The sequence below is a fragment of the Bradyrhizobium sp. T-1 genome (assembly GCF_053592855.1).
Genome location: NZ_CM132115.1, coordinates 8,175,913 through 8,201,096 on the forward strand (window position 1 = coordinate 8,175,913; position 25,184 = coordinate 8,201,096).

Sequence of the window (25,184 nt, forward strand, 5' to 3'; positions counted from 1 at the left end):
ACGGCTAGCCACGAGCCTTCGCCAGACTACCCCCTGTGGTGGGTCCTGGATCTGCGCTTCGCTTGTCCTGGACGACGGCGAGGATGGGAACCCGATCTCATCACAGCACTTATCACGCAGCCGCCGCACCTCGGCGGGCGCATTGAGGCGGCTGCCGCATGATCGATGATCTCTGGTACAAGAACGCCATCATCTATTGCCTGTCGGTCGGCACCTATATGGATGCCAACGGCGATGGTGTCGGCGATTTCAAGGGGCTGCTGCGCCGGCTCGATTATCTGCACGGCCTCGGCATCACCACGATCTGGCTGATGCCGTTCCAGACCTCGCCGGGCCGCGACGATGGCTACGACATCGCCGATTATTACAGCGTCGATTCCCGCTACGGCACGCTCGGCGACTTCGTCGAGTTCACCCATGGCTGCAAGCAGCGCGGCATCCGCGTCATCATCGATCTCGTCGTCAACCACACCTCGGACCAGCATCACTGGTTCAAGGAGGCGCGCCGCGACAGGAATTCACCCTATCGCGACTGGTATGTCTGGTCGGACAAGAAGCCGGCCAATGCGAACAAGGGCATGGTGTTTCCCGGCGTGCAGAAATCGACCTGGACGCGCGACAAGGACGCGGGTGCGTATTACTTCCATCGCTTCTACGATTTCCAGCCCGATCTCAACACGTCGAATCCGCGTGTGCAGGCGGAGATCCTGAAGATCATGGGCTTCTGGATTCAGCTCGGCGTCTCCGGCTTCCGCATGGACGCCGTGCCCTTCGTGATCGCGGCCAAGGGCGCGAAAGTCAAAAAGCCCGCCGAGCAATACGACATGCTGCGCGCGTTCCGCGAATTCCTGCAATGGCGCGAGGGCGACGCCATCATCCTGGCCGAGGCCAATGTGCTGCCTGATACCGACATGGAGTATTTCGGCCGCGATGCCGACCGGATGCACATGATGTTCAACTTCCACGTCAACCAGCATCTGTTCTATGCGCTGGCGTCCGGCGACTCGCGTCCGCTGGCGAAGTCGCTGAAGGCCACCAAGCCGCGGCCGGCCTCGGCGCAATGGGGCCTGTTCCTGCGCAATCACGACGAGCTCGACCTGGGCCGGCTGACCAAGGCGCAGCGCGACACTGTGTTTGCAGCGTTCGGCCCCGACAAGGACATGCAGCTTTACGATCGCGGCATCAGGCGCCGACTTGCGCCGATGCTCGGTGGCGACCGCAGGCGGCTCGAGCTCGCCTACAGCCTGATGTGCACCCTGCCGGGAACACCTGTGATCCGCTATGGCGACGAGATCGCGATGGGCGACGATCTCTCGCTGTCCGAACGCAATTGCGCGCGCACGCCGATGCAATGGTCGACCGAACCGCATGGCGGCTTCACCAAGAGCGACAAGCCGGCCAGCCCCGTGATCGACCAGGGGCCGTACGGCTATCCGCACGTCAACGTCGCCAAGCAGCGGCGTGATCCGAATTCGATGCTGAACTGGACCGAACGCATCGTCCGCATGCGTAAGGAGGTGCCGGAGATCGGCTGGGGTGATTTCACCGTGATCCCGACGCGCGATCCCGCCATCTTCATCATCCGCTATGACTGGCGCAGCAATTCCGTGCTGTTCGTGCATAACCTCAACCAGAAGCCGCGCGAGATCGCGTTCTCGGCCGGGCTGCCCGGCGAAGCCGGCAAGCATCTGATCAATCTGCTGGCGGAAGACCACAGCCACGCCGACAAGCGCGGCCAGCACCGCGTCGTGCTGGAGCCCTACGGTTATCGCTGGTACCGCGTCGGCGGACTGGATTATCTGCTGAAGCGGAGCGATGTGGATGCGACGACGGTGCGGAAGGGGCGCAAGGGGTAGCCCCCATCGTCGTCCTGGCGAAAGCCAGGACCCATTACCCCAAAAGGTCGTTGTCGCGCGGAGACGGTCACTCCGAGTAGTCGCCAAACCAGCCCCTGTGGTAATGGGTCCTGGATCTGCGCTTCGCTTGTCCAGGACGACATCGGAGAATGACGCCATCGCCCCCGGGACGACGGCTAGGCCGGCGGCACGACCACCACGCCTTCATTCCCCCGCAAATCCAGCACGCCTTCGAGCCTTTCCCCCTCGCGATCCAGAAACGTCGACAGCAGGATCTCGCTGCCGAAGCGGAGCGCGCTGGTGGTGACCGCGATCGGCTCGGGGCCGAGATTGAGCACGATGACGAGCGACCTGCCCGCGGCCTCTCGACGGTAGACCAGGAGATCGCCCTGCGCGGCGATCGGATGATAGTCGCCTGAGACCAACGGCGGGCAGGTCCTTCGCAATGCGATCAGGCGCTTGTAGAGGCTGAGGATCGAGCGCGCGTCGGCATCGAGATTTACGACGTTTTCGCGGACATGATCCTCCGGCAACGGCAACCACGGCCTGGTTTCCGAGAAACCGGCGAACTCCGAAAAATCCCATTGCATCGGGGTACGGCAGCCGTCGCGACCGACACCGATGCCGGGCACGTTCTTCTCGAAGGGGTCCTGCACGTCCTCCGGCGCGATGGCGAGCTGATGCATGCCGATCTCGTCGCCGTAATAGAGCGTCGGCGTGCCGCGCAGGGTCAGCAGCAGCATGGCGGCGACGCGGGCCTGCTCCGGCCCGACGCGGCTCGCCACACGCGGACGATCGTGATTGCCGAGCAACCAGTTCGGCCAGGCGCCGCGCGGCAGCGCCTTCTCGTAATCCTCGATGATCGTCTCGATCGAGCGCGCGCTCCAGAAGGTCGAAAGCAGCGCGAAATTGAACGGCATCTGCGCGCCGGTGAGATCGTTGCCGTAATAGGCCATCAGCCGGTGCAGCGGCAGATAGACCTCGCCGATCAGCACGCGCGCCGAATAGGCATCCGTCACGCGCCGCATCTCGGCGATGACGTCATGCACCTCCGCCTGGTCGGTGGAATATTGAGTGAGGATCTTTTCGTTCGGCGGCCGGCCCTCGACATAATGCGGGTTGGGTGGATTGTCGCGAAACGCGGCATCCTTGATCAGATGCCAGATCACATCGACGCGAAAGCCGTCGACGCCCTTCTCCAGCCAGAAGCGCATCACGTCGTAGATCGCGGCGCGGACATCGGGATTGCGCCAGTTGAGGTCCGGCTGCTGGGCGAGGAAGGCGTGGTAGTAATATTGACCCGTCGCCGCATCGACCTGCCACGCACTGCCGCCGAATTCCGAAAGCCAGTTGTTCGGCACGCCGCCGTCGGGGCCAGGGTCGCGCCAGATGTACCAGTCGCGCTTCGGGTTGTCGCGCGAAGAGCGACTCTCGACGAACCAGGGATGCTGGTCTGAGGTGTGGTTGGGGACGAGATCGAGGATCAGCTTCAATCCGTTCTCATGCACGGCCGCAAGCAACGCATCGAAATCCGCCATCGTGCCGAACAGCGGATCGATGCCGGTATAGTCGGAGATGTCGTAGCCGAAATCGGCCATCGGCGAGGGGAAGATCGGCGACAGCCAGATTGCATCGACGCCGAGCGATTTCACGTAAGGCAACCGCCGCAAAATGCCGGCGAGATCGCCGACACCGTCACCGTCGGAGTCCTGAAATGAGCGCGGATAGATCTGGTAGAAGATGCCGTCGCGCCACCAATTCTCGCTGCCCTGTGCCATGCCGGAAAGACCATCCAAAATCTGCTTCTCGCGCGGGAGAACGCGGAAGCAACGCCCCGGTTCAAACTGGCGGGCGAATTGGGACGGGCGTGTGACGGAAGGCGCGGCTGTTCCCGGACAAGCCCCCGAATCTTTTGCTTGGCGGCGCAGCAAAAATCGGCATTGTGAGGCCATGACCGAGCAAAATGAGACCCAGGACTCCTCGAAAGCCAAGGCCGGCGCGATCATCGTTCCCGTGACGCTGTTCGAGCAGAACTGCACCATCATCTGGGACGAGCCCGGCAAGAAGGCCGTGGTGATCGATCCCGGCGGCGACGTGCCGAAGATCCTGGAAGCGATCAAGCAGACCGGCGTCACCGTGGAGAAGATCTGGCTGACCCACGGTCATATCGATCATGTCGGCGGCGCAGCCGAGTTGCGCGATACGCTGAAGGTACCGATCGAGGGCCCGCATGTCGCGGACAAGTTCCTGCTCGACAACGTCGTCGAGAGCGGCGCGCGCTTCGGCATGACGGGCGTGCGTAATTTCGAGCCGGACCGCTGGCTCGACGAGGGCGATGCCGTGTCGATCGGCGGGTTGAAATTCGACATCCTGCATTGCCCCGGTCACTCGCCGGGCAGCGTGGTGTTCTTCAACAAGGATCTGCGCTTCGCCCATGTCGGCGACGTCTTGTTCGCGGGCTCGGTCGGGCGCACCGATCTGCCCGGCGGCAGTCACGCCACCCTGATCAACTCGATTCTGACCAAGCTGTTGCCGCTCGGCGACGATGTCGGCTTCATCTGCGGCCATGGCGCCGGCTCGAGCATCGGCCAGGAGCGGATGACCAATCCGTTCATCACCGGCGAGATGTAAGCCTTTTTCGTTTGCGCATGATCTGATCGGAAAACCGCTTCATACTTTTCCGGATCATGCGCTACTCGGCGGCGTCCGCCAGCGCCGCCGTCCCGCCGAGATTGCGCTCGCCCCATTCGCGGATCGCCGCGACGACCGGCACAAAGCTCTTGCCCTTGCGGGTGAGGCGATACTCGACCTTCGGCGGCACCTCGCCAAAATCCTTGCGATCGATCAGACCGCTCGCGGTCAGCGCCTTCAATTCGCGGCTGAGCACGCGCGGGGTGATCTCGGCGCTGCCCAATGTGCCGCGCAACAGGCCACTGCGGATCTCGCCGTAGCGGCGCGGGCCGTCTTTCAAGTCCCAGACGATGCGCAGCTTGTACTTGCCGCTGATCATCTTTTGAAACGCCGCGACCGGACAGGCGCGCGGAGCGGTTGCCTTCGCCATGCCGTCTCCTCCATGTGTGGGGAAGAAGGATAGGAGCGACGGCGAAAAAGTCCATACTATCAATTTTGTCCGTACTTGCAGGGTGGCGCACAAGGCGCAGATGATGGTGCACAGCGGACAAGGAGCGTCACATGAAGCACTTCATGATCAAATACGAGTTCAAGAACGGCGCGACGGAGGATTCGATAAAGGCTTGGCACCAGGAGATCGGCCGCTTCATCAAGGCGATCGACGCTGATCCGGAGCTGAAAGGGCGGATCGGCTATCGCGTCCTGAAGAACCGCGACGACGGCCATTATTTTCACCTCGCCAGCGTCGCCGACGAGGGCGCCCAGAAGACGCTGCAATCGCGCGACTTCTTCAAGCATTATTCGGCGATGACGCGGCAGGTCTCCGGCGGCGAGGTCACGGCAACTCCGATCGAGATGATCGATCAGACCAAGTAGCCGTCATTCCGGGGCGCGCGACAGTGGGGCTACTTCATCAAGCCCGCGGCCGTCAGCGCGCGCGTGATGATCTGGCCGAGATCGAAGCTGCGGGATTCCTCGCGCTTCGGCTCGGCCTTCTCTTCGGCGACCTTCGCACGGATCGAGCGGGCGAGATGCGGCGCGGGTGAGCGGGCGGGCGCGGCTTTTGCTTCCGTCTTTTTCTTCGCATCCGCAATCCAGCCGGTCAGGCCGAAGAACTTTGCGATGTGATAGGACGACGAAATGCCGGCCTCGATCAGGAATGCGCCTTCGACGCCGTAGCGCTGGTCGTTGTCGGCAAGCCCGAGCGGCGTTCCGTGCGCCATGCCGGTGATGGCATAGGACTCGACCAGCGTCTCGCCGTCCTTGTTCCACCAGGCCTGGCGCGGATAACCGTCGACATTGGTCTCCGCCATCGGCGTCATCGGCAGATCGTGCAGATCCAGCCACTGCTTGACGATCTCGCTGGCGTTTCCGGGATTGACGGTGCGGTCGGCGCTGCCGTGCCACACCGACATCTTTGGCCAGGGCCCGCGATGGTTGGAAGCCCGCCGCACGAAATCGCCAAGCTCGCGCTCGGGCCGCTCCGGGGAATGGAACATGCCGTCCAGCGCTTCGCGCAGATTCGACGCAATGCCGTAAGGCAGCCCTGCGATGACCGCACCGGCCGCGAAAACTTCCGGGTAAGTCGCTAGCATCACGGAGGTCATGCCGCCGCCGGCGGAGAGGCCGGTGATGAAGATGCGCTTGGGATCGATGCGATGCGTCCGGACCATATGCGCGATCATCTCGCGAATCGAACGCGCCTCGCCGCTGTCGCGCGCGGTGTCTTCAGGGTTGAACCAGTTGAAGCAGGTGTTGCCGTTGTTGATGCGCTGCTGCTCGGGCATCACCAGCGCAAAGCCGTAGTGACGTGCGAGCGTCGACCAGCCCGCACCGAGGTCATAGCTTGCTGCGGTCTGGCCACAGCCGTGCAGCACGACGACGAGCGCCTGCGGCTTCTGCAATTGCGCCGGCACGAACGCGAACATGCGCAAATGACCGGGATTGTCGCCAAAGCCGGTCACCTCCACCAGCGGACTGGCGGCATCGGCGCTCGCGCCAAAGTCAGGCAAGCGCAGACCGTCCATCCTGGGCAGACGTCTCAGAAGGTCGACATTACGGGCTAACGACACGGTAAATTCCTGGTGGGCGGCTCTCAACGTTTACCCAGACCAGATAGTTGCTGCAGTGCAAAATGAAAAGGCCGTGTGCTGCCGGCCCCCCGGAATCACGCAAAATCCAGCAGGAATCGGCATGAATTAACCGCGATGCCTCAACTTCGTGCAGCGGTGCGGCGCATCCAAGACAGAAATGCGACACAGATCATGATTAACGCCGCGAACAGCGCAAGCGAAACGAGAAATCCTGCGCGCGCTGATTGCAGCGTTTCGACCGCAAAGAACATCGCACCAATTGCGGCCACTCCGGCCGCATTTCCGATCTGCGCCGTGGTGCCATACATGCCGGAGGCAGAACCGGCCGCAACAGGCTTCACAGTCGAAAGCACCACACCTGAAAGCGGCGCCATCACCAGCCCCTGGCCGTAGCCGAAGACGATCATGACGAGTGCGAGCATGAGCGGCGTCGGGGCATCGATCAGATCTGCGACAAGCGCGAGCGCCGCGAGACCGGCGATCTGCAGCGCGCAGCCTTCGATCAGCACGCCCGTGCCGCGACGCTTCGCGCGCGCGCCGCTATGGCGCGAGGCCACGACGAAGGCGAGCGCGAGCGGAACGAAGGCGAGGCCGGCGGCGAGCGGCGCAATTTTCAGGCCGCGCTGCATGAACAGCGTCATCACCAGATAGAACGAGAGATTGGCGACGAAGAAAAAGAAGGCAGCGCCGAGTCCGCGCAGGAACGCTGCGTCCGCCAGCAGCGAGAGGTCGATCAGCGGCATGCCGCCGGCGCGCGCAACCGCATGCTCGAGCCTCAGGAACGCTGCGAGGATGGCAGCACCCGTCGCCATCACCGCCCACAGCCATGGCGCCCAACCGACATCGTGACCGAACAGCAGCGGGCCGATCAGGCACAACAGGCCGGCGAACAGAACCGCACTGCCCTTGACGTCGAGCTTCGTGCCGGCCCGGCGCGGCGCCGCCGGCATGATGCGCCAGGCGGCGATCGCGATGACGAGGCCACAGGGCACGTTGACGAAGAACACCGAGCGCCAGCCGGCGTGGGCAAGGTCGATCGTGACGAGGAGACCGCCGAGCAGGAAGCCGGCGGCACCCGCAAGCCCGAGCACGATGCCATAGATGGCGAAGGCGCGGCTGCGCGAATCATCCGTGAAGAGCAGATGCAAGGTCGCCAGCACCTGTGGCACCATCAGCGCCGCGGTCGCGCCCTGCGCCAGCCGAGCAGTAATCAGCTCGGCGCCTGAGAACGCCATGCCGCACCACAACGAGGTCGCGGTAAAGCCAAGCACGCCAGCGAGAAACACGTTTTTCGTGCCGTGGATGTCGCCGAGACGGCCGCCGGTGACAACCAGCGTGGCATAGGCGATCAGATAGATCGCGATGACGGATTCGATCTGTGCCGGCGTCGCGTGCAGGTCGACAGCGATGGTCGGGATCGCGACGTTCACGATGAAGGCGTCGACGCCGAACATGAACTGCGCCGCGACGACGATCGCCAGCACCCACCAGCGGCGGGTCGAATCGATTGGCCTTGTGACGGTTTGATGCATTCGCGCGCGAGCCCACGGTATGTGCTTGCGCGGCAAGCTCGCAGATTGGCGTCACCCGCGCGATTACCTGGGAGGTAGGAATCGAGGTGCTCGAACCTCGGACGGCGCAGCAGCGTCTTAACGCATGCCAGCATTCCGCCGCGCGGGACATCGTGCGATTGCGTTCGTGGCACCGGGCACGTAGCCTCCGCTATCTAACAAACAGAAAATGACAGCCGGAGAGAACGCCATGGCGCGCCTGAAATTCGGAGCCTTCCTTGCCCCGCATCACCCGATCGGGGAGCATCCGATGCTCCAGTTCCGGCGCGATCTCGATCTGGTCGAGCAGCTCGACGCGCTCGGCTATGACGAGTTCTGGTGCGGCGAGCATCATTCCTCCGGCTGGGAGATGATCGCATCGCCCGAGATGTTCCTGGCTGCGGCCGGCGAGCGCACCAAGCGGATCAAGCTCGGCACCGGCGTGGTCTCGCTGCCCTATCACCATCCCTTCAACGTCGCCCAGCGCATGGTGCAGCTCGACCACATGACCGGCGGCCGCGCCATCTTCGGCTCCGGCCCCGGCGCCCTCGCGTCCGACGCGCATACGCTCGGCATCGATCCGATGACGCAGCGCGACCGCCAGGATGAGGCGATCGACGTGATCCGCCGTCTCTTCAGCGGCGAACGTGTCACCGCCAAGAGCGACTGGTTCACCATGAACGACGCGGCGCTGCAGATCCTGCCGTTGCAGGAGGAGATGCCGTTCGTGGTGGCGTCGCAGATCTCGCCGTCGGGCATGACGCTCGCCGGCAAATACGGCATCGGCATCATCTCGCTGGGCTCGATGACGACACAGGGGCTGATGTCGCTGCAGCAGCAATGGCAGTTCGCCGAGGACGCCGCCAGGAAGCACGGCACAACGGTCAGCCGGGCCGACTGGCGCGTGCTCCTCAGCTTCCACATCGCCGAGAGCCGCGAGCAGGCGCGCAAGGAGGCCGGCGCCGGGCTGATGCGCTGGCACAACGAATATAATGTCGGTACGCTGCAACGGCCGGGCCTGACCGCATTCTCCTCGCCCGACGAGGCCGTGGACAAGACCGCGTTCGTCGAGGGCGCCGCATCCACCATCGGCACGCCCGACGATCTCGTCAAAACCATCAAGAACGTGATGGAGGTGTCCGGCGGCGTCGGCGCAATCATCGGCTTCGTGCACGACTGGGCCAATCCGGAAGCCACGCGCCGGAGCTGGGACATGGTCGCGCGCTACGTCGTGCCGGAGATCAACGGCTACATTGACGGCCTGCGCAAGTCGCAGAAATTCGTGATCGAAAACCGCGCGATCTTCGAGCGTGCGGGACAGGCGGTGATGGCCAAGATCATGCAGAACGAGAAGGCGGCCGAGGCGCTGAAGGTGACCGGCGCCGGCCGCGTCGCGATACCCGCCGTCAACGCGCCGGATCTGCAGAAGGAGGCGGCGAAGCGATAGGCATCAATGAGGTGACGCCTATCACGACGTTCACAAGCAAATCATGATGGCCTGTGCTATGCTGACCTCGCCAAGCTGGCTCAGGCCGTCTCTATGTTGCGGTCGCGCGATCTCTGTTCGGACAGCCAATCGGAGCAATCGTCATGTCGATGCAGGCTGGGCCTACGCCGCCCAAGCGCAATCAGTTGAAGCACATTCCCGGCGATGAGGGCTGGCCGATCATAGGCAAGACCCTCCAGGTCCTGGCCGACCCCAAGGGGCATATCGAGGCGAATGGGCGGAAGTACGGCCCGGTCTATCGGACCCATGTATTCGGCGAGACCAGCGTGGTGTTGCTCGGGCCCGAGGCCAACGAGCTCGTGATGTTCGACCAGCAGAGGCAGTTCTCGTCCGAGCACGGCTGGAACCCCGTGCTGGGACGGTTGTTTCCGCGCGGCTTGATGCTGCTCGATTTCGATGAGCACCGGCTGCATCGCAAGGCGCTCTCGGTCGCGTTCAAGTCCGGGCCGATGAAGTCTTATCTCAGCAATCTCGATCGCGGCATTTCGGCGCGCGTGGCGCAATGGAAGGCAAATCCGGGCGAGATCCAGCTCTATCCGGCGATGAAGCAACTCACGCTGGATCTGGCGGCGACGTCCTTTCTCGGCGCCGACATCGGGCCCGAGGTCGACGAGATCAACCGCGCCTTCGTCGATATGGTCGCGGCTGCCGTCGCCCCGATCCGCCGTCCCCTGCCCGGCACGCAGATGGCAGCCGGCGTGAGGGGACGCAAACGCATCATTGCCTATTTCCGTGAGCAGATCCCGCTCCGCCGTGGCAATCACGGCGGCGACGATCTGTTTTCACACCTCTGCCGCGCCACTCATGAGGATGGCGCGCTTTTGTCCGACCAGGACATCATCGACCATATGAGCTTTCTGATGATGGCGGCGCACGACACGCTGACCTCGTCGCTGACGTCCTTCATCGGCGAGCTTGCGGCGCATCCCGACTGGCAGCAGAAGCTGCGCGAGGAGGTCTTTACCCTCGGCCTTTCGGCCGATGCGCCGACGAGCTTCGCCGATCTCGATAAGCTGCCGCTGTCGGAAATGGCCTTTAAGGAGGCTCTGCGGCTCAAGCCGCCTGTGCCGTCGATGCCACGTCGCGCGGTGCGCGACTTCACATTCAGGAACTACCACATTCCCGCCGGCACCTCGGTCGGCGTGAATCCGCTGTATACGCATCATATGAAGGACATCTGGCCGGAGCCGGATCGCTTCGATCCCTTGCGCTTCACCGAAGAGGCCCAGCGCAACCGTCACCGCTTCGCCTGGGTGCCGTTCGGCGGCGGCGCGCATATGTGCCTCGGCCTGCACTTCGCCTACATGCAGGCGAAATGTTTTGCCCGACACTTCCTGCAGAACATCGAGGTGTCGCTGGAGCCCGGCTACAAGCCGGACTGGCAGATGTGGCCGATCCCGAAGCCGCGAGATGGATTGAAGGTGCGGGTGAAGGCGGTGTGAGTGCCGCTTCGCTCCTCGCAATGATGGAAACCCGGTTTCGCAGGGTGGGCAAAGCGACTTGTCGAAGAGCGAAGGCGGAAGCGTCCCACCACGTCTCTCCGGGTTCGGGCACCGATCGTGGCCACGGCGCGCGAAGAGCGCGCGTTTGCCCATCCTGCGGCTCCGTCGCCGTGGCGCGCTATGCGCCCTGATCGAACGCTTTCCGCGGGACAACGCGGCACCTAACGGAAAACACAGGCAGCCACGCGCCGCATCACCAGCGCCTCGCTTTCCGGTATAGGGCGACCCGCGATCACAATTTTGGCATCTTCGGCAACGAAGACTTTCGCAGTACGCGGTCCGATCCCGCTCGTCGCGCCCGTGATCACCGCAACCTTGCCATCCAGCCGCCCGTGGAATGTCCCTGTTTTCGAATGATTTGATGCCAAATAGCGGACACCGGCCGATGACGCCGCAGCGGCAGCCGGCGCGGCAACCATCGCTATTCCTGGCGGCTCCCGATGAGGCAAGCTTTGCTTGCGCATGCGGGATGCGTAACATTCTCAATCGCCACGAGATTTTCGAACGCATATCGTCACCGGGCTGCGCATGGGGAAGCTGATCGACGAATTCCGCAAGGGCTGGCAGGGCGTGGCGCCGCCATCGCTCGGCCTGAGCATTGCGTTCGCAGTGGCCTGCCTGCTGGTTGCGACCCTGGCGCGCTGGGGGCTCGCGCATGTCCGCCCCGACGTCTACTTCACGCCGTACTTCCCGGCCGTGTTTTTCGCGGCCGCATTCGGAGGTCTTCGGGTCGGCGTCGTGACGGCTTTGGTCGGCGGTGTGCTCGGCGTCGTCGTGAATTTCGGCGATGCCTTTGCGGATCGCGCGCGGTTCGCGCTGCTGACACTCTATTGGGGCGTCTCGGCGCTGACCATCTGGGGCGTCGAGCACTACCGCACGATGCTGGCGGAGCAGCGCCGGATCTCCAGGCGCCTGATCGAAGAGGAGGACTATCGCAAGGTTCTGGTCGACGAGCTGCAGCACCGACTGAAGAACAAGCTGTCGACCGTGCATGCGGTGCTGCACCAGGTACTGCACGATCAGCCCCAAGTCTGGGACCGGATCGACCCCCGGCTACGGTCGCTCGCCGCGACCGACGACCTGATCTCGCGGATCGACAAGGCCGGCTGCGACATCCGCGACCTCCTGATCTCTGAGCTCGGCCCGTACGGCCATGTCCGCTTCACCCTCAACGGCGACCGCCTGTTCCTGCCACCGAAGCTCGCGGTCACGCTGTCACTGATGTTTCACGAGCTCGCCACCAATGCCGGCAAATACGGCGCGTTCTCCTCGCCGCGCGGTCTGTTGCAGGTGTCATGGACCGTCAGTGACGATCGCCTGACCGTCACGTGGGACGAAACCGAGGGACCGACCGTTGGCGAAATCTCCGCGCCCGGTTTCGGCACCAAGCTTCTGAAATCGGCACTGTCCGCCTTCGACGGCAAGACCGAGATCTCGTATTTGAAGACCGGCCTGCATTGCATCATGCAATGCCGCATTCCCAAGAGCGAATAGAGTTGGGTCACCTCTCCCCCACGGGGAGAGGTGGACCGATCCCGGAGCTCACGTCGCAGATTCAATCAACGCCCATGGCGCAACGAGCCGCGCGAAAGCGAAAGAGAGCCGCGCGCGTTGCTCGCGCTTTCGCACGCGCTGTTGACCTTCTGTTAATGACGATCGGCGGCGCGCGTCGCGACGCGCCAAGTTTCTCGCAAAACACCCCCGTATTTCTGCGGACCCCTTAACCAAACCTAAGAGGGAACTGCGCATGATCGCGCCCATTGCAAACGCGCGCTGAACAACAAGATTCATGGCTTCTATGAACGACAACGCATATAACGGCGCGAGTGAAGCCGAACTCGGATTTCTCAAGGAAATCGTTAGAATGCTGCCTGCCGGCCTGACCGTGCAGGACGCGCAGGGCAAGCTTCTGCTGGTTAACGATGTCGCAGCGTCCCAGCTCGGCATGGACGGCAGCCGGCCCTCGCCCGATCTCGCGCCGCGCCGCGAAGCCTGCCAGCAGGCATTGAAGTCCGGCCAGCCTGTCATCTCCGAAGAAGCACTCCACGACGGAGCCGCGCGCCAGGTGCTGCTGACCACCCATCGCCCGGTCCGCCTCGCCGGACAGGAACTGCTGATCTCGGCGTCCTCCGACATCACCGAGCAGAAGAACTTTGAAGACCAGCTGTTCCGCTCGGCCTATTTCGATGAGCTCACCGGCCTGCCCTCGCGACGCGTGATCGAACATCGCGCCAACAGCCTCCTGGCGCGTGACCGCGCCGACGAGCGTTTCGCGCTGGCCTTTCTCGACGTCGACAACTTCAAGCACATCAACGACTATTATGGCCACGCCGTCGGCGATGCGCTGCTGGTGGAGCTGTCGAAAAGGCTCGGACGCGACTTGCGCGATTCCGACATGCTGTCGCGCATCTCCGGCGACGAATTCCTGCTGCTGCTTTCGCCGATCCAGAGCCAGGAGGAAGTCGCCGAATTCATGAAGTCGACGCTGGAGCGGCTGACCGCACCGTTCTTCATCGACCATTCGGAAATCTTCGCCTCCACCTCGGTCGGTGTCAGCCTCTATCCCGATCATGGCCGCAACTTCGAGACGCTGCGCCAGAACGCCGACATCGCGATGTACCGCATCAAGAACAACGGCAAGGGGACGGCGGCCTTCTTCGATTCCGGCATGGAGCGCGAAGCGCTGGCGCGGATGAAGATCGAGCAGTCGCTGCGGCTCGCCATCCTCGAAAAGCGCTTTTGCTGCGCCTTCCAGTCCAAGGTCGACATCCGCACGCAAGCCGTGAAGGGCATCGAGGCGCTGGTGCGCCTGCGCGACGACGAGGGCGTGATCCAGGCGCCCGGCTCGTTCATCAATCTCGCCAGCGAGCTCGGGCTGATCGACGAGCTGACCCATCTCGTGCTGGCCGAGATCGTCAAGTCGATCGACCTGATCAACGAGACGTTCGGCGCGGAAGCGACCATCAGCATCAACGTCGCGGCCAAGCAGGCCGGCAATCCCGAGTTCATGCGCAGCTTTGCACTGGCCCTGGACGAGACCGGCTTTCCGCAACGCTTCATGATCGAGGTGACCGAAGACGCCTTCGTCGCCAAGAATCATTTTCAGAGCGAGATCCTGCCGATGTTCCGCAAGCTCGGCGTCGGCGTCTCCATCGACGATTTCGGCACCGGCTATTCTTCGCTGTCGGCGCTCGCGGACATCACCGCCGACGAGATCAAGATCGACCGCTCCTTCATCACCGACATCCATAAGCGCCCGCGCAGCCAGGGCATTTTGCGCGCGATCGAATCCTTGAGCGAAGCGCTCGGCATGACCGTGATCGCCGAGGGCCTCGAGTCTTACGAGGAGCTCGCCTATCTCCAGGCCGCCACCAAGATCCGTTACGCGCAGGGCTATTATTTCGCCCGCCCGATCTTCCTTGAGGAGCTGAAGCTCGCCACCCCCGCCTCGAGCGAGTCCCGCGCCAGCGTCTCCGCCCGCCCGATGCAGCAGAACCGCCAAGGTTATTCGCGGGCGAGCGGATATCGGCGGTAACGGCGGCAGGGCACGCAACGGTAGAGCAACAATCTCGGTGTCGTCCCGGGGCGCGCAAAGCGCGAACCCGTGACGACGACCGAATATAGGTCGGGCTCCAAACGCCCCATTTCTCCCTTTGAAATACCTGCGCTTTTGGTAATAAACAGGCGGGCTTCCCGCGAGGCACGCTATGGCCACCCCCGTCTCCGTCGTCAGCGATCCCGCCTATATCCGCGCACGCGCCATGGAGACGCTGTTCGAGCGGCTCGAGCATCTGTGCGAGGGCGCCATCGCCATCGATCGCAGCGGACGCGTGGTGTATGTCAATGAGAAATATGTCACCGCGATCGGCCTCTCGCATGAATCAGAAGCGCTTGGCCGCCCGATCGAGGAGGTCATTCCCAACAGCCTGATGCGAAGGGTCGTGGAAACGGGAGAGCCGATCATCCTCGACATCATGGAGCTCGGCGGCCAGCAACTCGTCGTGACCCGGATGCCGATCGAGGACGAGAAGGGGAACATCATCGGCGCGATCGGCTTCGTGCTTTATGACCGCCTCGAGGGCCTGAAGCCGTTGCTCGGTCGCGTCGCCCAGCTTGAGAACGATCTGCGGCTGGCGCGACGGCAATTGTCCCATGCGCGCGCCGCACGCTTCACCTTCGACGACTATGTCGGTTCAACCGCGGGCATCGCACAGGCCAAGGAGCTTGCAGCCCGTGCCGCGCGCCAGAGCGTCACCGTTCTGCTCACCGGAGAGACCGGCACCGGCAAGGAGATGCTGGCGCAGGCCATCCACAACGCGTCATCCCGCGCCGAGAAGCCGTTCGTCAGCGTCAACGTCGCCGCGATCCCCGATACGCTGATCGAATCGGAGTTCTTCGGCGCCGCGCCGGGGGCCTATACCGGCGCCGATCGCAAGGGACGCGAGGGAAAATTCCGGGTCGCCGACGGCGGCACGCTGTTTCTCGACGAGATCGGCGAGATGCCGCTGCAATTGCAGGCGAAGCTGTTGCGCGTGTTGCAGGAGCGCGAGATCGAGCCGCTCGGCTCCGACAAGATCAGCAAGGTCGACGTGCGCGTCATAGCGGCCACCAATGTCGACCTGCACAAGCGGGTCAGCGAGGGGACGTTCCGCGCCGATCTCTACTACCGGCTTAACGTGCTCTCGATCGTGCTGCCGCCCCTGCGCCACTGCCTGGACGACCTGCCCGAGATCTGCGGACGGCTGCTCGACGACATCAGCGCGTCCGGCGACTATCTCAACGTCAGGATTACGCCGAGCGGTCTGGCTGCGCTTGCGCGCTATGGCTGGCCCGGCAATGTCCGCGAGCTGCGCAATATCCTGGAACGCGCCCTGATCCTGAGCGATTCGGGGCGCCTCACCAGCGACGACTTCGATCGCATTCTCCCCGTTGGGGCGGAGGCGATTCCCGCGGCACCCATGCGGCCGGCCGGTCTCGTCCTGCCTTATGCCGAGGCGGAAGCCGAATTCGAGAAGCACACACTCGAACAGGCGCTCGCCGCCAGCCACGGCCAGATTTCGGAAGCCGCAAAGATGCTCCGGATCTCGCGCGCGACCTTTTACAAGAAGCTCGCCAAGTTCGGCCTCGCCTCGGGCACCGAATCCGTCTGAGTTTCGAGACAATGCGTGTCCGGAGTCTCGGATTCCTAACAGGGCGCGTTGCGCCTTGGCTACGCCGCCCACACTGAATCTGCTGGATTTTCCGTCGTTTTGCACAAACCGACGGCATCTGGCGCGGACCTTGCTCTTCGCTTTGCACAATGACGCGTGCTGCACATGCGCATTTGCAACCAGGGAGGACGCAAGATGAGTGAAGCGATCTCAGTCCATCAGCTTCAGGCGAGACAGCCCTCGCACGTCACGGTCGCCACCGCGAGCCTGATCGGCACGGCCATCGAGTGGTACGATTTCTTCCTCTACGGCACCGCCGCGGCGCTGATCTTCAACAAGCTGTTCTTTCCGACCTTCGACCCGATGATGGGCACGCTGCTGGCGTTCGCGACCTATGCGCTCGGCTTCATCGCGCGTCCGCTCGGCGGGGTCGTGTTCGGCCATTACGGCGACAAGATCGGCCGCAAGACCATGCTGTATCTCACGCTGCTGATCATGGGCGCGGCGACGGCGGCGATCGGATTCCTTCCGACCTATGACACCGCCGGCATCTGGGCCGCGGTCCTGCTGGTCACCTGCCGCCTGATCCAGGGCTTTGGCCTTGGCGGCGAATGGGGCGGCGCGGTGCTGATGGCGGTCGAACATGCACCCGCTGACAAGAAGGGCTTCTACGGAAGCTGGCCGCAACTCGGCGCGCCGCTCGGCCTCGTGCTTGGCACGCTGGTGTTCTCGGTGGTCTCGGCGATGCTGACCGACGCGCAGCTGCTGGCCTGGGGCTGGCGCATCCCGTTCCTGTTCTCGATGGCGCTGGTGCTGGTCGGCCTGTGGATCCGCTTCACCATCGCGGAATCGCCGGAGTTCCAGAAGGTCAAGGATACCAAGCAGGACGTGAAGATGCCGATCCTCGAGGCGATCCGGATGTATCCGAAGAACATCCTGCTCGCGATGGGCGCGCGCTTTGCAGAGAACGGCTTCTTCTACATCTACGCCACCTTCGTGCTGGCCTATGCGACGCAGTCGCTCGGCATGAACAAGCAGGACATGCTCAACGGCGTGCTGATCGCCGCCGCCGTCGAGACCTTCACCATTCCGGCCTTCGGCGCACTGTCCGACCGGGTCGGGCGGCGGCCGATCTACATCTTCGGTGCCGTGTTCTCGGCGCTGATGTCGTTCCCGCTGTTCATGCTGCTTTCGACCAAGAACCCGCAACTCGCCTGGATCGCGATCGTGCTGGGCCTCGCCGTCGGCCACGCCGCTATGTACGGGCCGCAGGCGAGCTTCCTCTCCGAGCTGTTCGGCACCAAGGTGCGCTATAGCGGCGTCTCGCTCGGCTACAATCTCGCCTCGATCTTCGCCGGCGCGCTGTCGCCGTTGATCGCGACGGGCCTGATGACGGCCTATGCGCCGGCGACCTGGCCGATCTCGCTTTACATGATCGCGCTCGCTATCATCACGATCGTCTCGGTCTATTTCGCCACCGAAACGCGCAAGGTCGGTTAGCTCCGGACGGAGCCGCAAAAACGGAGCGGCCATTGCAGGCCGCTCCTGACAAGACAACATGGGAGGACACGCCGTGAGCCAGCATCCTGCCTTGGCTTACCTGCCCAATTCAGAGAAGGGCAAGATCGTCACGGCGGCCGAGGCCGTCATGCTGATCCGCGACGGCGACACGGTCGCCACCGGCGGCTTCGTCGGCATCGGCTTTGCCGAGGAGATCGCGCTGGCGCTGGAGGAACTTTATCTGGCCAGCGAGGGCGATGCGCCCTACACGCAGGGCAAGCCACGCAACCTCACGCTGGTCTATGCGGCGGGCCAGGGCGACGGCAAGCATCGCGGCCTCAATCATTTCGCGCATGAAGGCCTGGTGCGCCGCGTGATCGGCGGGCACTGGGGTCTTGCGCCAAAGCTCCAGCAGCTCGCCATCGCCAATCAGATCGAGGCCTACAACCTGCCGCAGGGCGTGATCACGCATCTGTTCCGCGACATCGCGGCACACCGGCCGGGCCACATCACCCGCGTCGGCATGGGCACCTTCGTCGATCCCAGGCACGGCGGCGGCAAGCTCAATGCGCGCACCACCGAGGACATGGTGGAGCTGATCACGCTGCGCGGTGAAGAATGCCTGCTCTATCGGACCTTCCCGATCAATGTCGGAATCATCCGCGCCACCACCGGCGATCCCGACGGCAATCTGACCATGGAGAAGGAGGCGCTGACGCTGGAGGCGCTGGCGATTGCCATGGCGGCACACAATTCCGGCGGCATCGTCATCGCGCAGGTCGAGCGGGTGGCCGAGAGCGGCAGCCTCAATCCGCGCCAGGTCAAGATTCCCGGCGTGCTGGTCGACTGCGTCGTCGTGGCCAAGCCCGAGCATCACTGGCAGACGTTTGGCACGCAATATAATCCCGCTTTCGCCAGCGAGATCCGGGTGCGCGCGGCCTCGCTGCCGCTGATGCCGCTGAGCGAGCGCAAGATCATCGCGCGCCGCGCGGCCTTCGAGCTGAAGGCCAACAGCGTCGTCAATCTCGGTATCGGCATGCCCGAGGGCATTGCCTCCGTCGCCAATGAAGAGCGCATCATCGACCTGATCACGCTGACCGCGGAACCCGGCGTGATCGGCGGCATTCCCGCGAGCGGCATCGATTTTGGCGCGGCGATCAACACCCAGGCCGTGATCGACCAGCCCTATCAGTTCGACTTCTATGACGGCGGCGGCCTGGATGCCGCCTTTCTCGGGCTCGCGCAGGTCGATCGCACCGGCAATCTCAATGTCAGCAAGTTCGGGCCGAAGCTTGCCGGCGCCGGCGGCTTCATCAACATCAGCCAGAACGCCAAGGAGGTCGTGTTCGTCGGCACCTTTGCCGCCGGCAAGCAGCGTATCGCGGTCGAGGACGGACGTCTCGCCATCGCCGAGGAAGCGAAATCGCGCAAATTCGTCGACACGGTCGAGCACGTCACCTTCAGCGGCCCGTTCGCCGCGGCGCGCGGGCAGCGGGTACTTTATGTCACCGAGCGCTGCGTCTTCGCGCTGCGCCCCGACGGGCTCGAGCTCATGGAAGTCGCGCCCGGCGTCGACATCGAGCGCGATATCCTGCGCCTGATGGATTTCAAGCCGCTGATCCCGCGCGATCCCGCCCTGATGGATGCGCGCGTCTTCCGCGACGGCCCTATGGACCTGCGCGAACGGCTGCTGACCATCCCGCTCGACCAGCGCTTCAGCCTCGACGAGGAGCAGAACCTGTTCTTCATCAATCTCGAGCGCTATCCCTTGCGCAGCAAGGCCGAGATCGACGAGATCGGGCGAATTGTCGCGGCCAGGCTCAGCCCGCTCGGCCGCAAGGTTTACGCCATCGTCAATTATGACAACTTCTCGATACTGCCGGAGCTGCTGGACGACTATTCGGCCATGGTGCGCGGCCTGGTCGATCGCTTCTATGTCGGCGTATCCCGCTACACCACGTCGGGCTTCCTGCGCATCAAGCTCGGCGAGGCGCTGGAGCGGCGCGGCGTCGCGCCGCATATTTTCGAGAGCGCCGACGAGGCGCAATCGGATTGGCGTCAGATCGAAGGTGCGGCGTCAGATACCGGCGCGCAACAGGCTGCGCGGCTGGCTCAAAAATGATGCAGCCTCGCATGCGGAGTCTCGGCCGGAAGGTTGAATTGCAATGTGCGTCAGGCTGTGCAAATCGCTATTGCCCAGAAAATCCTAATCAGGAGGGACCATCGTGCGTCGATCACTCATCATAACAACAACCATCCTCGGCTTGGCCGCGGCCGCCTCCGCGCACGCAGACGATCTCAAGGTCGCGCTGATCTACGGCAAGACCGGCCCGCTCGAAGCCTATGCCAAGCAGACCGAGACCGGCCTGCAGATGGGCTTTGAATACGCCACCAAGGGCACGATGACGCTCGACGGTCGCAAGATCGTCATCATCACCAAGGACGACCAGGGCAAGCCTGATCTTTCGAAGGCCGCGCTCGCGGAAGCCTATCAGGACGACAAGGCCGACATCGCGATCGGCACGACGTCGTCGGCCGCAGCGCTCGCCATTCTCCCCGTTGCCGAGGAGAACAAGAAGATCCTGATCGTCGAGCCTGCAGTCGCGGACCAGATTACCGGAGAAAAGTGGAATCGCTACATCTTCCGTACCGCGCGCAACTCGTCGCAGGACGCGATCTCGAATGCGGTCGCGATCGGCAAGCAGGGCGTCACCGTTGCAACACTGGCGCAAGACTATGCCTTCGGCCGTGACGGCGTCGCCGCCTTCAAGGAGGCCCTCGCCAAGACCGGCGCGACGCTCGCCGCGGAAGAATATGCGCCGACCAGCACGACCGACTTCACCGCGGTCGGCCAGCGCCTATTCGACGCGCTGAAGGACAAGCCGGGCCGCAAGGTGATCTGGGTGATCTGGGCCGGCGCCGGCAATCCGCTGGCGAAACTCCAGGACATGGATCCGAAGCGCTACGGCATCGAGCTCTCGACCGGCGGCAATATCCTGCCGGCTCTCGCCGCCTACAAGGGCCTGCCGGGCATGGAGGGCGCGACCTATTATTACTACGACATCCCGAAGAATCCGGTGAACGACTGGCTCGTCGCCGAGCACCAGAAGCGCTTCAACGCGCCGCCGGACTTCTTCACCGCGGGCGGTTTCGCCGCCGCGATGTCCGTCGTCGCCGCCGTCACCAAGGCGAAGTCGACCGACACCGAGAAGCTGATCACCGCGATGGAAGGCATGGAGTTCGACACGCCGAAAGGCAAGATGGTGTTCCGGAAAGAGGATCACCAGGCGCTGCAGAGTATGTACGCCTTCAAGGTCAAGGTCGATCCGAATGTTGCCTGGGCTGTGCTCGAGCCGGTGCGCGAGCTGAAGATCGAGGACATGGACGTTCCGGTCCGCAACAAGCGCTGAGCTTTCTTGCTTCACCTCCCCCGCGTGCGGGGGAGGCCGGGAGAAGGCTCTCTCCTCTTGGGGGTTCTCGCCCGCGGAAACACCCTCTCCCCACCCCTCCCCCGCAAGCGGGGGAGGGAGCGCAGCGTGATCGCGGATACAGCTTCGTCTCATCATTCAACAGATTGCCAATGACGCTCACCCTCGAGACCCGCGACCTCACCATCCGCTTCGGCGGCCATGTCGCCGTCAACAACGTCACCTGCACGTTCCGCCCGGGCGAGCTCACCGCCATTGTCGGTCCGAACGGCGCCGGCAAGACCACTTACTTCAATCTGATCTCGGGCCAGCTCCGCGCCTCGAGCGGCAGCATCCTGTTCGACGGCACCGACATCACCCAGCATTCCGCGCCGCTGCGGACCCGCGCCGGTCTCGGGCGCGCGTTCCAGCTGACAAATCTGTTTCCGAACCTCACCGTCGAGGAGAACGTTCGCCTCGCCGTGCAGGCCGCTGATGGCACCCATTACGACATGCTGCGTCCCTGGATGGTGCGCCGCGACCTCATCGCGCGCGCAGATGCCATCCTCGACCAGGTCGCGCTCGGCAATCGCCGCGGCGTAGCCGCAACCGCACTGTCGCATGGCGACCAGCGCAAGCTCGAGGTCGCGCTGATGATCGCGCTCGAACCAAGAGTCTTCATGTTCGACGAGCCGACCGCCGGCATGAGCATCGACGAGGTGCCGGTCGTGCTGAACCTGATCGCCCAGCTCAAGCAGGACAAGAGCAAGATCATCCTCCTCGTCGAGCACAAGATGGACGTGGTGCGTTCGCTCGCCGACCGCATCATCGTGCTGCACAACGGCCAGCTTGTCGCCGACGGCCCGCCCGCCGACGTGATCGCCTCGCCGATCGTGCAGGAAGCCTATCTCGGCGTGGCTCCCAAGAACGCTGCAGAGAGTGCAGCATGACCGACCTTCTCAAACTCTCCGGCGTGCACACCCATATCGGGCGCTATCACATTCTGCAGGGCATCGACCTCGCGGTCCCGCAAGGACAGGTCACGATGCTGTTGGGGCGCAACGGCGCCGGCAAGACCACGACGCTGCGCACCGTCATGGGCCTGTGGCAGGCCTCGTCAGGCGAGATCACGCTCGGCGGCGAGCGCATCGAGAGCCGCACCACGCCCGACATCGCGCGGCTCGGCGTCGGCTACGTGCCGGAGAGCATGGCCGTATTCTCCGACCTCACGGTGAAAGAGAACCTCGTCCTCGCCGCCCGCGATGCGCCGATGGACGACACCCAGCTCGACTGGATCTTTGGCTTCTTCCCGGCGCTGCGCCGGTTCTGGCTGTCGCGGGCGGGGAGCCTCTCCGGCGGGCAGAAGCAGATGCTGTCGATCGCCCGCGCCATCATCGAGCCGCGCAAGCTGCTGCTGATCGACGAGCCGACCAAGGGCCTAGCGCCCGCCATCGTGATGGCGCTGATCGAGTGCCTGAAGGAGATCAAGCGCAAGGGTGCGACCATTCTCCTCGTCGAGCAGAACTTCTTTGCCGCCCGCGAGCTCGGCGACAGCGTGCTGGTGATGGACAACGGCACCATCGTCCATCGCGGCGAGATGGCGGCGCTCGCCGCCGACGTGCCGCTGCAGGAGCGGCTACTGGGCCTGAGCCTGGAGGCACATCAGTGACCGAACTCGCCGCAACCGATCCGTTGCCGAAGCCGAAGCGCGACATCGCGCCAATCTTGCTGCCGATCGTGCTCGCCCTGATCATGATCCCGCTGGTCGGCTCGCCCAGCACCTGGCTGACGCTGACGGCCGCGAGCCTCGCCATGGGCATGATGATCTTCATCATGGCCTCGGGCCTGACGCTGGTGTTCGGCCTGATGGACGTGCTGAATTTCGGCCACGGCGCCTTCATCGCGGTCGGCGCCTATATCGCGACGCTGGTGTTCGCGCCGTTCGCGGCCTCCGTGCAGGCCGATACGCTCTGGGTGAATCTTGCGGTGCTGGCGCCGGCGGCGCTGCTGTCGATGGCCGTCTCCGGTGCCCTCGGCCTGGTCGTCGAGCGCGTGCTGATCCTGCCGGTCTATGGCCAGCATCTGAAACAGATCCTGATGACGACCGGCGGCCTGATCGTCGCCGAGCAGACGCTTTATGCGCTGTGGGGACCGCAGATCATCCCGATGCCGCTGCCGGCGTCGTTGCGCGGCTCCTTCATCCTCGGTGACGTCGCCATCGCCAAGTATCGCGTGCTGGCGATGCTGATCGGGCTGGCCGTGTTCATCGCAATCCAGCTCGTGCTCAACCGCACCAAGCTCGGCCTCTTGATTCGCGCCGGCGTCGAGAATCGCGAGATGGTCGAGGCGCTCGGCTATCGCATCCGCCGTCTCTTCCTCGGCGTGTTCATGACCGGATCGGCGCTGGCCGGCCTCGGCGGGGTGATGTGGGCGCTCTATCGCGAGCAGGTCCACGCCTCCATGAGCGACGAGCTCACCGTCTTGATCTTCGTCGTCGTCATCATCGGCGGGCTCGGCTCGATCGGCGGCTGCTTCATCGGTGCGATCCTGGTGGCGATGGTCGCCAATTACGGCGGCTTCCTGGTGCCGAAACTCGCCCTCGTCTCCAACATCCTGCTGATGGTCGCCATACTGATGTGGCGGCCGCGCGGCCTCTATGCGGTGACCAGCCGATGATGATTTTATCAGGCGATCCGCCGCGCAGCCGGGTCCTCACGCTCGTTCTCGTCGTCATCATCCTGGCGCTGGCGGCGACGCCGTTCCTGTTTCCGGGAGCCAAGGCGCTGAACGTCGCGGCCAAGATCTGCGTCTTCGCCGCGCTGGTCGCCTCCTACGATCTGCTGCTCGGCTACACCGGCTCGGTGTCGTTCGCGCATACGATGTTCTACGGCATCGGCAGCTACGCGATCGCGATCGCGCTGTACGGGATGGGCCCGAATTGGGCTGCGGTCGCAACCGGCATCGTCGTCGGTCTGCCGCTGGCCGCGCTGCTCGCGCTCGCCATCGGCCTGTTCTCGCTGCGCGTCGCCGCGATCTTCTTTGCCATGATCACGCTCGCGGTCGCCTCCGCCTTTCAGGTATTGGCGTCGCAACTCTCCTGGCTGACCGGTGGTGAGGACGGGCGCAGCTTCCAGCTCCCCGAGCTACTGCGCCCCGGCACGGTGCTGATCTCGAAAAACCTGTTCGGATTCGAGATCAACGGACGCATCCTGACCTTCTATCTGGTGTTCGCCATCTCGGCCCTGATGATCCTCGCGCTGCTGCGCGTGGTGAACTCGCCGTTCGGGCGGGTGTTGCAGGCGATCCGCGAGAACCGCTTTCGCGCTGAGGCACTCGGCTTCCGCACCGTCTTCCATCTGACCTACGCCAACTGCCTCGCCGCGCTGGTCGCGGCCGGCGCCGGCATCTTGAACGCGCTGTGGCTGCGCTATGCCGGCCCGGACACCTCTCTCAGCTTCTCGATCATGCTGGACATCCTGCTGATGGTCGTGATCGGTGGCATGGGCACCATCTACGGCGCGATCATCGGCGCCACGATCTTCATCCTCGCCCAGAACTATCTGCAGTCGCTGATGGGCGTCGCATCGAAGGCGGCGTCCGAGGCCGGTCTTCCGCTGCTGCCGGGGCTGCTCCACCCCGACCGATGGCTGCTCTGGCTCGGGCTGCTATTCATTGCCAGCGTGTACTTCTTCCCGACGGGCGTGGTCGGACGGCTGCGCCATGGCGGCGGCAACAAGAGCGCGGGCGCCTCGCATTAAGCTTCGATTAACGATGTAGCGCAGCGGTTGCGATCGCAGCCGCACAACCACTGCACGATTCGCGTAGCGCTGCACAGGGATGCGGTTGCGCAACCGGATTAATGCTTAGGTAACTGGTTTTCCTAAGCTTTGCGCCATTTGTGCGGTGTATTTCTGTTCCCCAGGGGGAGGAAATGCGCGACCTAGTTCTAGGCATGGCATCCAGATTGTCGCGAACCGCAAGGGGCGGC

19 protein-coding genes and 1 pseudogene are annotated in these 25,184 nt (G+C 63.9%); 15 read left to right on the top strand and 5 right to left on the bottom strand.

Features of this window, described 5'->3' with window-relative positions:
* The first annotated feature begins 158 nt into the window (after positions 1-158).
* A complete protein-coding gene (locus ACWAT4_RS39015) occupies positions 159-1,856 on the top strand; it encodes an alpha-amylase family protein (protein WP_212302126.1) in 1,698 nt (565 codons plus the stop codon).
* 176 nt (positions 1,857-2,032) lie between these two features.
* Here ACWAT4_RS39015 and ACWAT4_RS39020 read toward each other — a convergent pair whose 3' ends face one another.
* Complete coding sequence (locus ACWAT4_RS39020; protein WP_449729525.1) at positions 2,033-3,634, bottom strand: alpha-amylase family glycosyl hydrolase; 1,602 nt, start codon at positions 3,632-3,634, stop codon at positions 2,033-2,035.
* Between the two features lie 172 nt (positions 3,635-3,806).
* Here ACWAT4_RS39020 and ACWAT4_RS39025 point away from each other — a divergent pair, with 172 nt between their 5' ends.
* Positions 3,807-4,487 carry an MBL fold metallo-hydrolase gene (locus tag ACWAT4_RS39025; RefSeq protein ID WP_449729526.1) on the top strand — a complete coding sequence of 227 codons (681 nt, stop codon included), beginning with the start codon at positions 3,807-3,809 and terminating at the stop codon, positions 4,485-4,487.
* A gap of 61 nt (positions 4,488-4,548) precedes the next feature.
* Here ACWAT4_RS39025 and ACWAT4_RS39030 read toward each other — a convergent pair whose 3' ends face one another.
* A complete protein-coding gene (locus tag ACWAT4_RS39030; RefSeq protein ID WP_212424318.1) occupies positions 4,549-4,917 on the bottom strand; it encodes a winged helix-turn-helix transcriptional regulator in 369 nt (122 codons plus the stop codon).
* A gap of 131 nt (positions 4,918-5,048) precedes the next feature.
* Here ACWAT4_RS39030 and ACWAT4_RS39035 point away from each other — a divergent pair, with 131 nt between their 5' ends.
* On the top strand, positions 5,049-5,363 hold the full coding sequence (locus ACWAT4_RS39035; protein ID WP_212424317.1) for a hypothetical protein: 315 nt from the start codon (positions 5,049-5,051) through the stop codon (positions 5,361-5,363).
* A gap of 29 nt (positions 5,364-5,392) precedes the next feature.
* On the opposite strand, the gene ACWAT4_RS39040 is transcribed toward ACWAT4_RS39035, so the two are convergent.
* Together ACWAT4_RS39040 and ACWAT4_RS39045 are read right to left on the bottom strand one after the other, a co-directional pair.
* Complete coding sequence (locus ACWAT4_RS39040) at positions 5,393-6,559, bottom strand: extracellular catalytic domain type 1 short-chain-length polyhydroxyalkanoate depolymerase (protein WP_449729527.1); 1,167 nt, start codon at positions 6,557-6,559, stop codon at positions 5,393-5,395.
* 140 nt (positions 6,560-6,699) lie between these two features.
* Positions 6,700-8,112, bottom strand: coding sequence for an MFS transporter (locus ACWAT4_RS39045; protein WP_449729528.1), 1,413 nt, complete (start codon positions 8,110-8,112; stop codon positions 6,700-6,702).
* Positions 8,113-8,341: 229 nt separating this feature from the next.
* Here ACWAT4_RS39045 and ACWAT4_RS39050 point away from each other — a divergent pair, with 229 nt between their 5' ends.
* Both ACWAT4_RS39050 and ACWAT4_RS39055 read left to right on the top strand, forming a co-directional pair.
* Positions 8,342-9,577 (top strand): LLM class flavin-dependent oxidoreductase, encoded by a 1,236-nt coding sequence (locus tag ACWAT4_RS39050; protein WP_212424314.1) that lies wholly within the window; start codon positions 8,342-8,344, stop codon positions 9,575-9,577.
* Between the two features lie 143 nt (positions 9,578-9,720).
* Positions 9,721-11,079 carry a cytochrome P450 gene (locus ACWAT4_RS39055; protein WP_449729529.1) on the top strand — a complete coding sequence of 453 codons (1,359 nt, stop codon included), beginning with the start codon at positions 9,721-9,723 and terminating at the stop codon, positions 11,077-11,079.
* A 224-nt stretch (positions 11,080-11,303) separates the two neighbouring features.
* Here the strand turns inward: ACWAT4_RS39055 and ACWAT4_RS39060 are convergent.
* Positions 11,304-11,507, bottom strand: a pseudogene (locus ACWAT4_RS39060) (SDR family NAD(P)-dependent oxidoreductase); the annotation flags it as partial.
* Between the two features lie 160 nt (positions 11,508-11,667).
* Here ACWAT4_RS39060 and ACWAT4_RS39065 point away from each other — a divergent pair.
* From ACWAT4_RS39065 to ACWAT4_RS39110, 10 genes are all read left to right on the top strand, one after another.
* A complete protein-coding gene (locus tag ACWAT4_RS39065) occupies positions 11,668-12,633 on the top strand; it encodes a sensor histidine kinase (protein ID WP_449729530.1) in 966 nt (321 codons plus the stop codon).
* Between the two features lie 304 nt (positions 12,634-12,937).
* On the top strand, positions 12,938-14,674 hold the full coding sequence (locus tag ACWAT4_RS39070) for a putative bifunctional diguanylate cyclase/phosphodiesterase (RefSeq protein ID WP_212424312.1): 1,737 nt from the start codon (positions 12,938-12,940) through the stop codon (positions 14,672-14,674).
* Between the two features lie 172 nt (positions 14,675-14,846).
* Positions 14,847-16,289, top strand: coding sequence for a sigma-54 interaction domain-containing protein (locus ACWAT4_RS39075; RefSeq protein ID WP_449729531.1), 1,443 nt, complete (start codon positions 14,847-14,849; stop codon positions 16,287-16,289).
* Positions 16,290-16,484: 195 nt separating this feature from the next.
* Positions 16,485-17,789 carry an MFS transporter gene (locus tag ACWAT4_RS39080; protein ID WP_249149124.1) on the top strand — a complete coding sequence of 435 codons (1,305 nt, stop codon included), beginning with the start codon at positions 16,485-16,487 and terminating at the stop codon, positions 17,787-17,789.
* 73 nt (positions 17,790-17,862) lie between these two features.
* Positions 17,863-19,911, top strand: a complete 2,049-nt coding sequence (locus ACWAT4_RS39085) for an acyl CoA:acetate/3-ketoacid CoA transferase (protein ID WP_449729532.1) — start codon at positions 17,863-17,865, stop codon at positions 19,909-19,911.
* 103 nt (positions 19,912-20,014) lie between these two features.
* The gene (locus ACWAT4_RS39090; protein ID WP_212424309.1) at positions 20,015-21,199 is read left to right on the top strand and encodes a substrate-binding domain-containing protein; all 1,185 of its coding nucleotides are present in this window, start codon (positions 20,015-20,017) and stop codon (positions 21,197-21,199) included.
* Positions 21,200-21,369: 170 nt separating this feature from the next.
* Positions 21,370-22,146 (top strand): ABC transporter ATP-binding protein, encoded by a 777-nt coding sequence (locus ACWAT4_RS39095; protein WP_212302111.1) that lies wholly within the window; start codon positions 21,370-21,372, stop codon positions 22,144-22,146.
* Positions 22,143-22,865 carry an ABC transporter ATP-binding protein gene (locus ACWAT4_RS39100; protein ID WP_212302110.1) on the top strand — a complete coding sequence of 241 codons (723 nt, stop codon included), beginning with the start codon at positions 22,143-22,145 and terminating at the stop codon, positions 22,863-22,865. The genes ACWAT4_RS39095 and ACWAT4_RS39100 overlap by 4 nt, the downstream gene beginning before the upstream one ends.
* The gene (locus ACWAT4_RS39105) at positions 22,862-23,872 is read left to right on the top strand and encodes a branched-chain amino acid ABC transporter permease (RefSeq protein WP_212302109.1); all 1,011 of its coding nucleotides are present in this window, start codon (positions 22,862-22,864) and stop codon (positions 23,870-23,872) included. Before ACWAT4_RS39100 ends, ACWAT4_RS39105 begins: the two co-directional genes overlap by 4 nt.
* Entirely contained in the window at positions 23,869-24,954 is a 1,086-nt protein-coding gene (locus tag ACWAT4_RS39110; RefSeq protein WP_212302108.1) for a branched-chain amino acid ABC transporter permease, read from the top strand. Before ACWAT4_RS39105 ends, ACWAT4_RS39110 begins: the two co-directional genes overlap by 4 nt.
* The last annotated feature ends 230 nt before the right edge of the window (positions 24,955-25,184 follow it).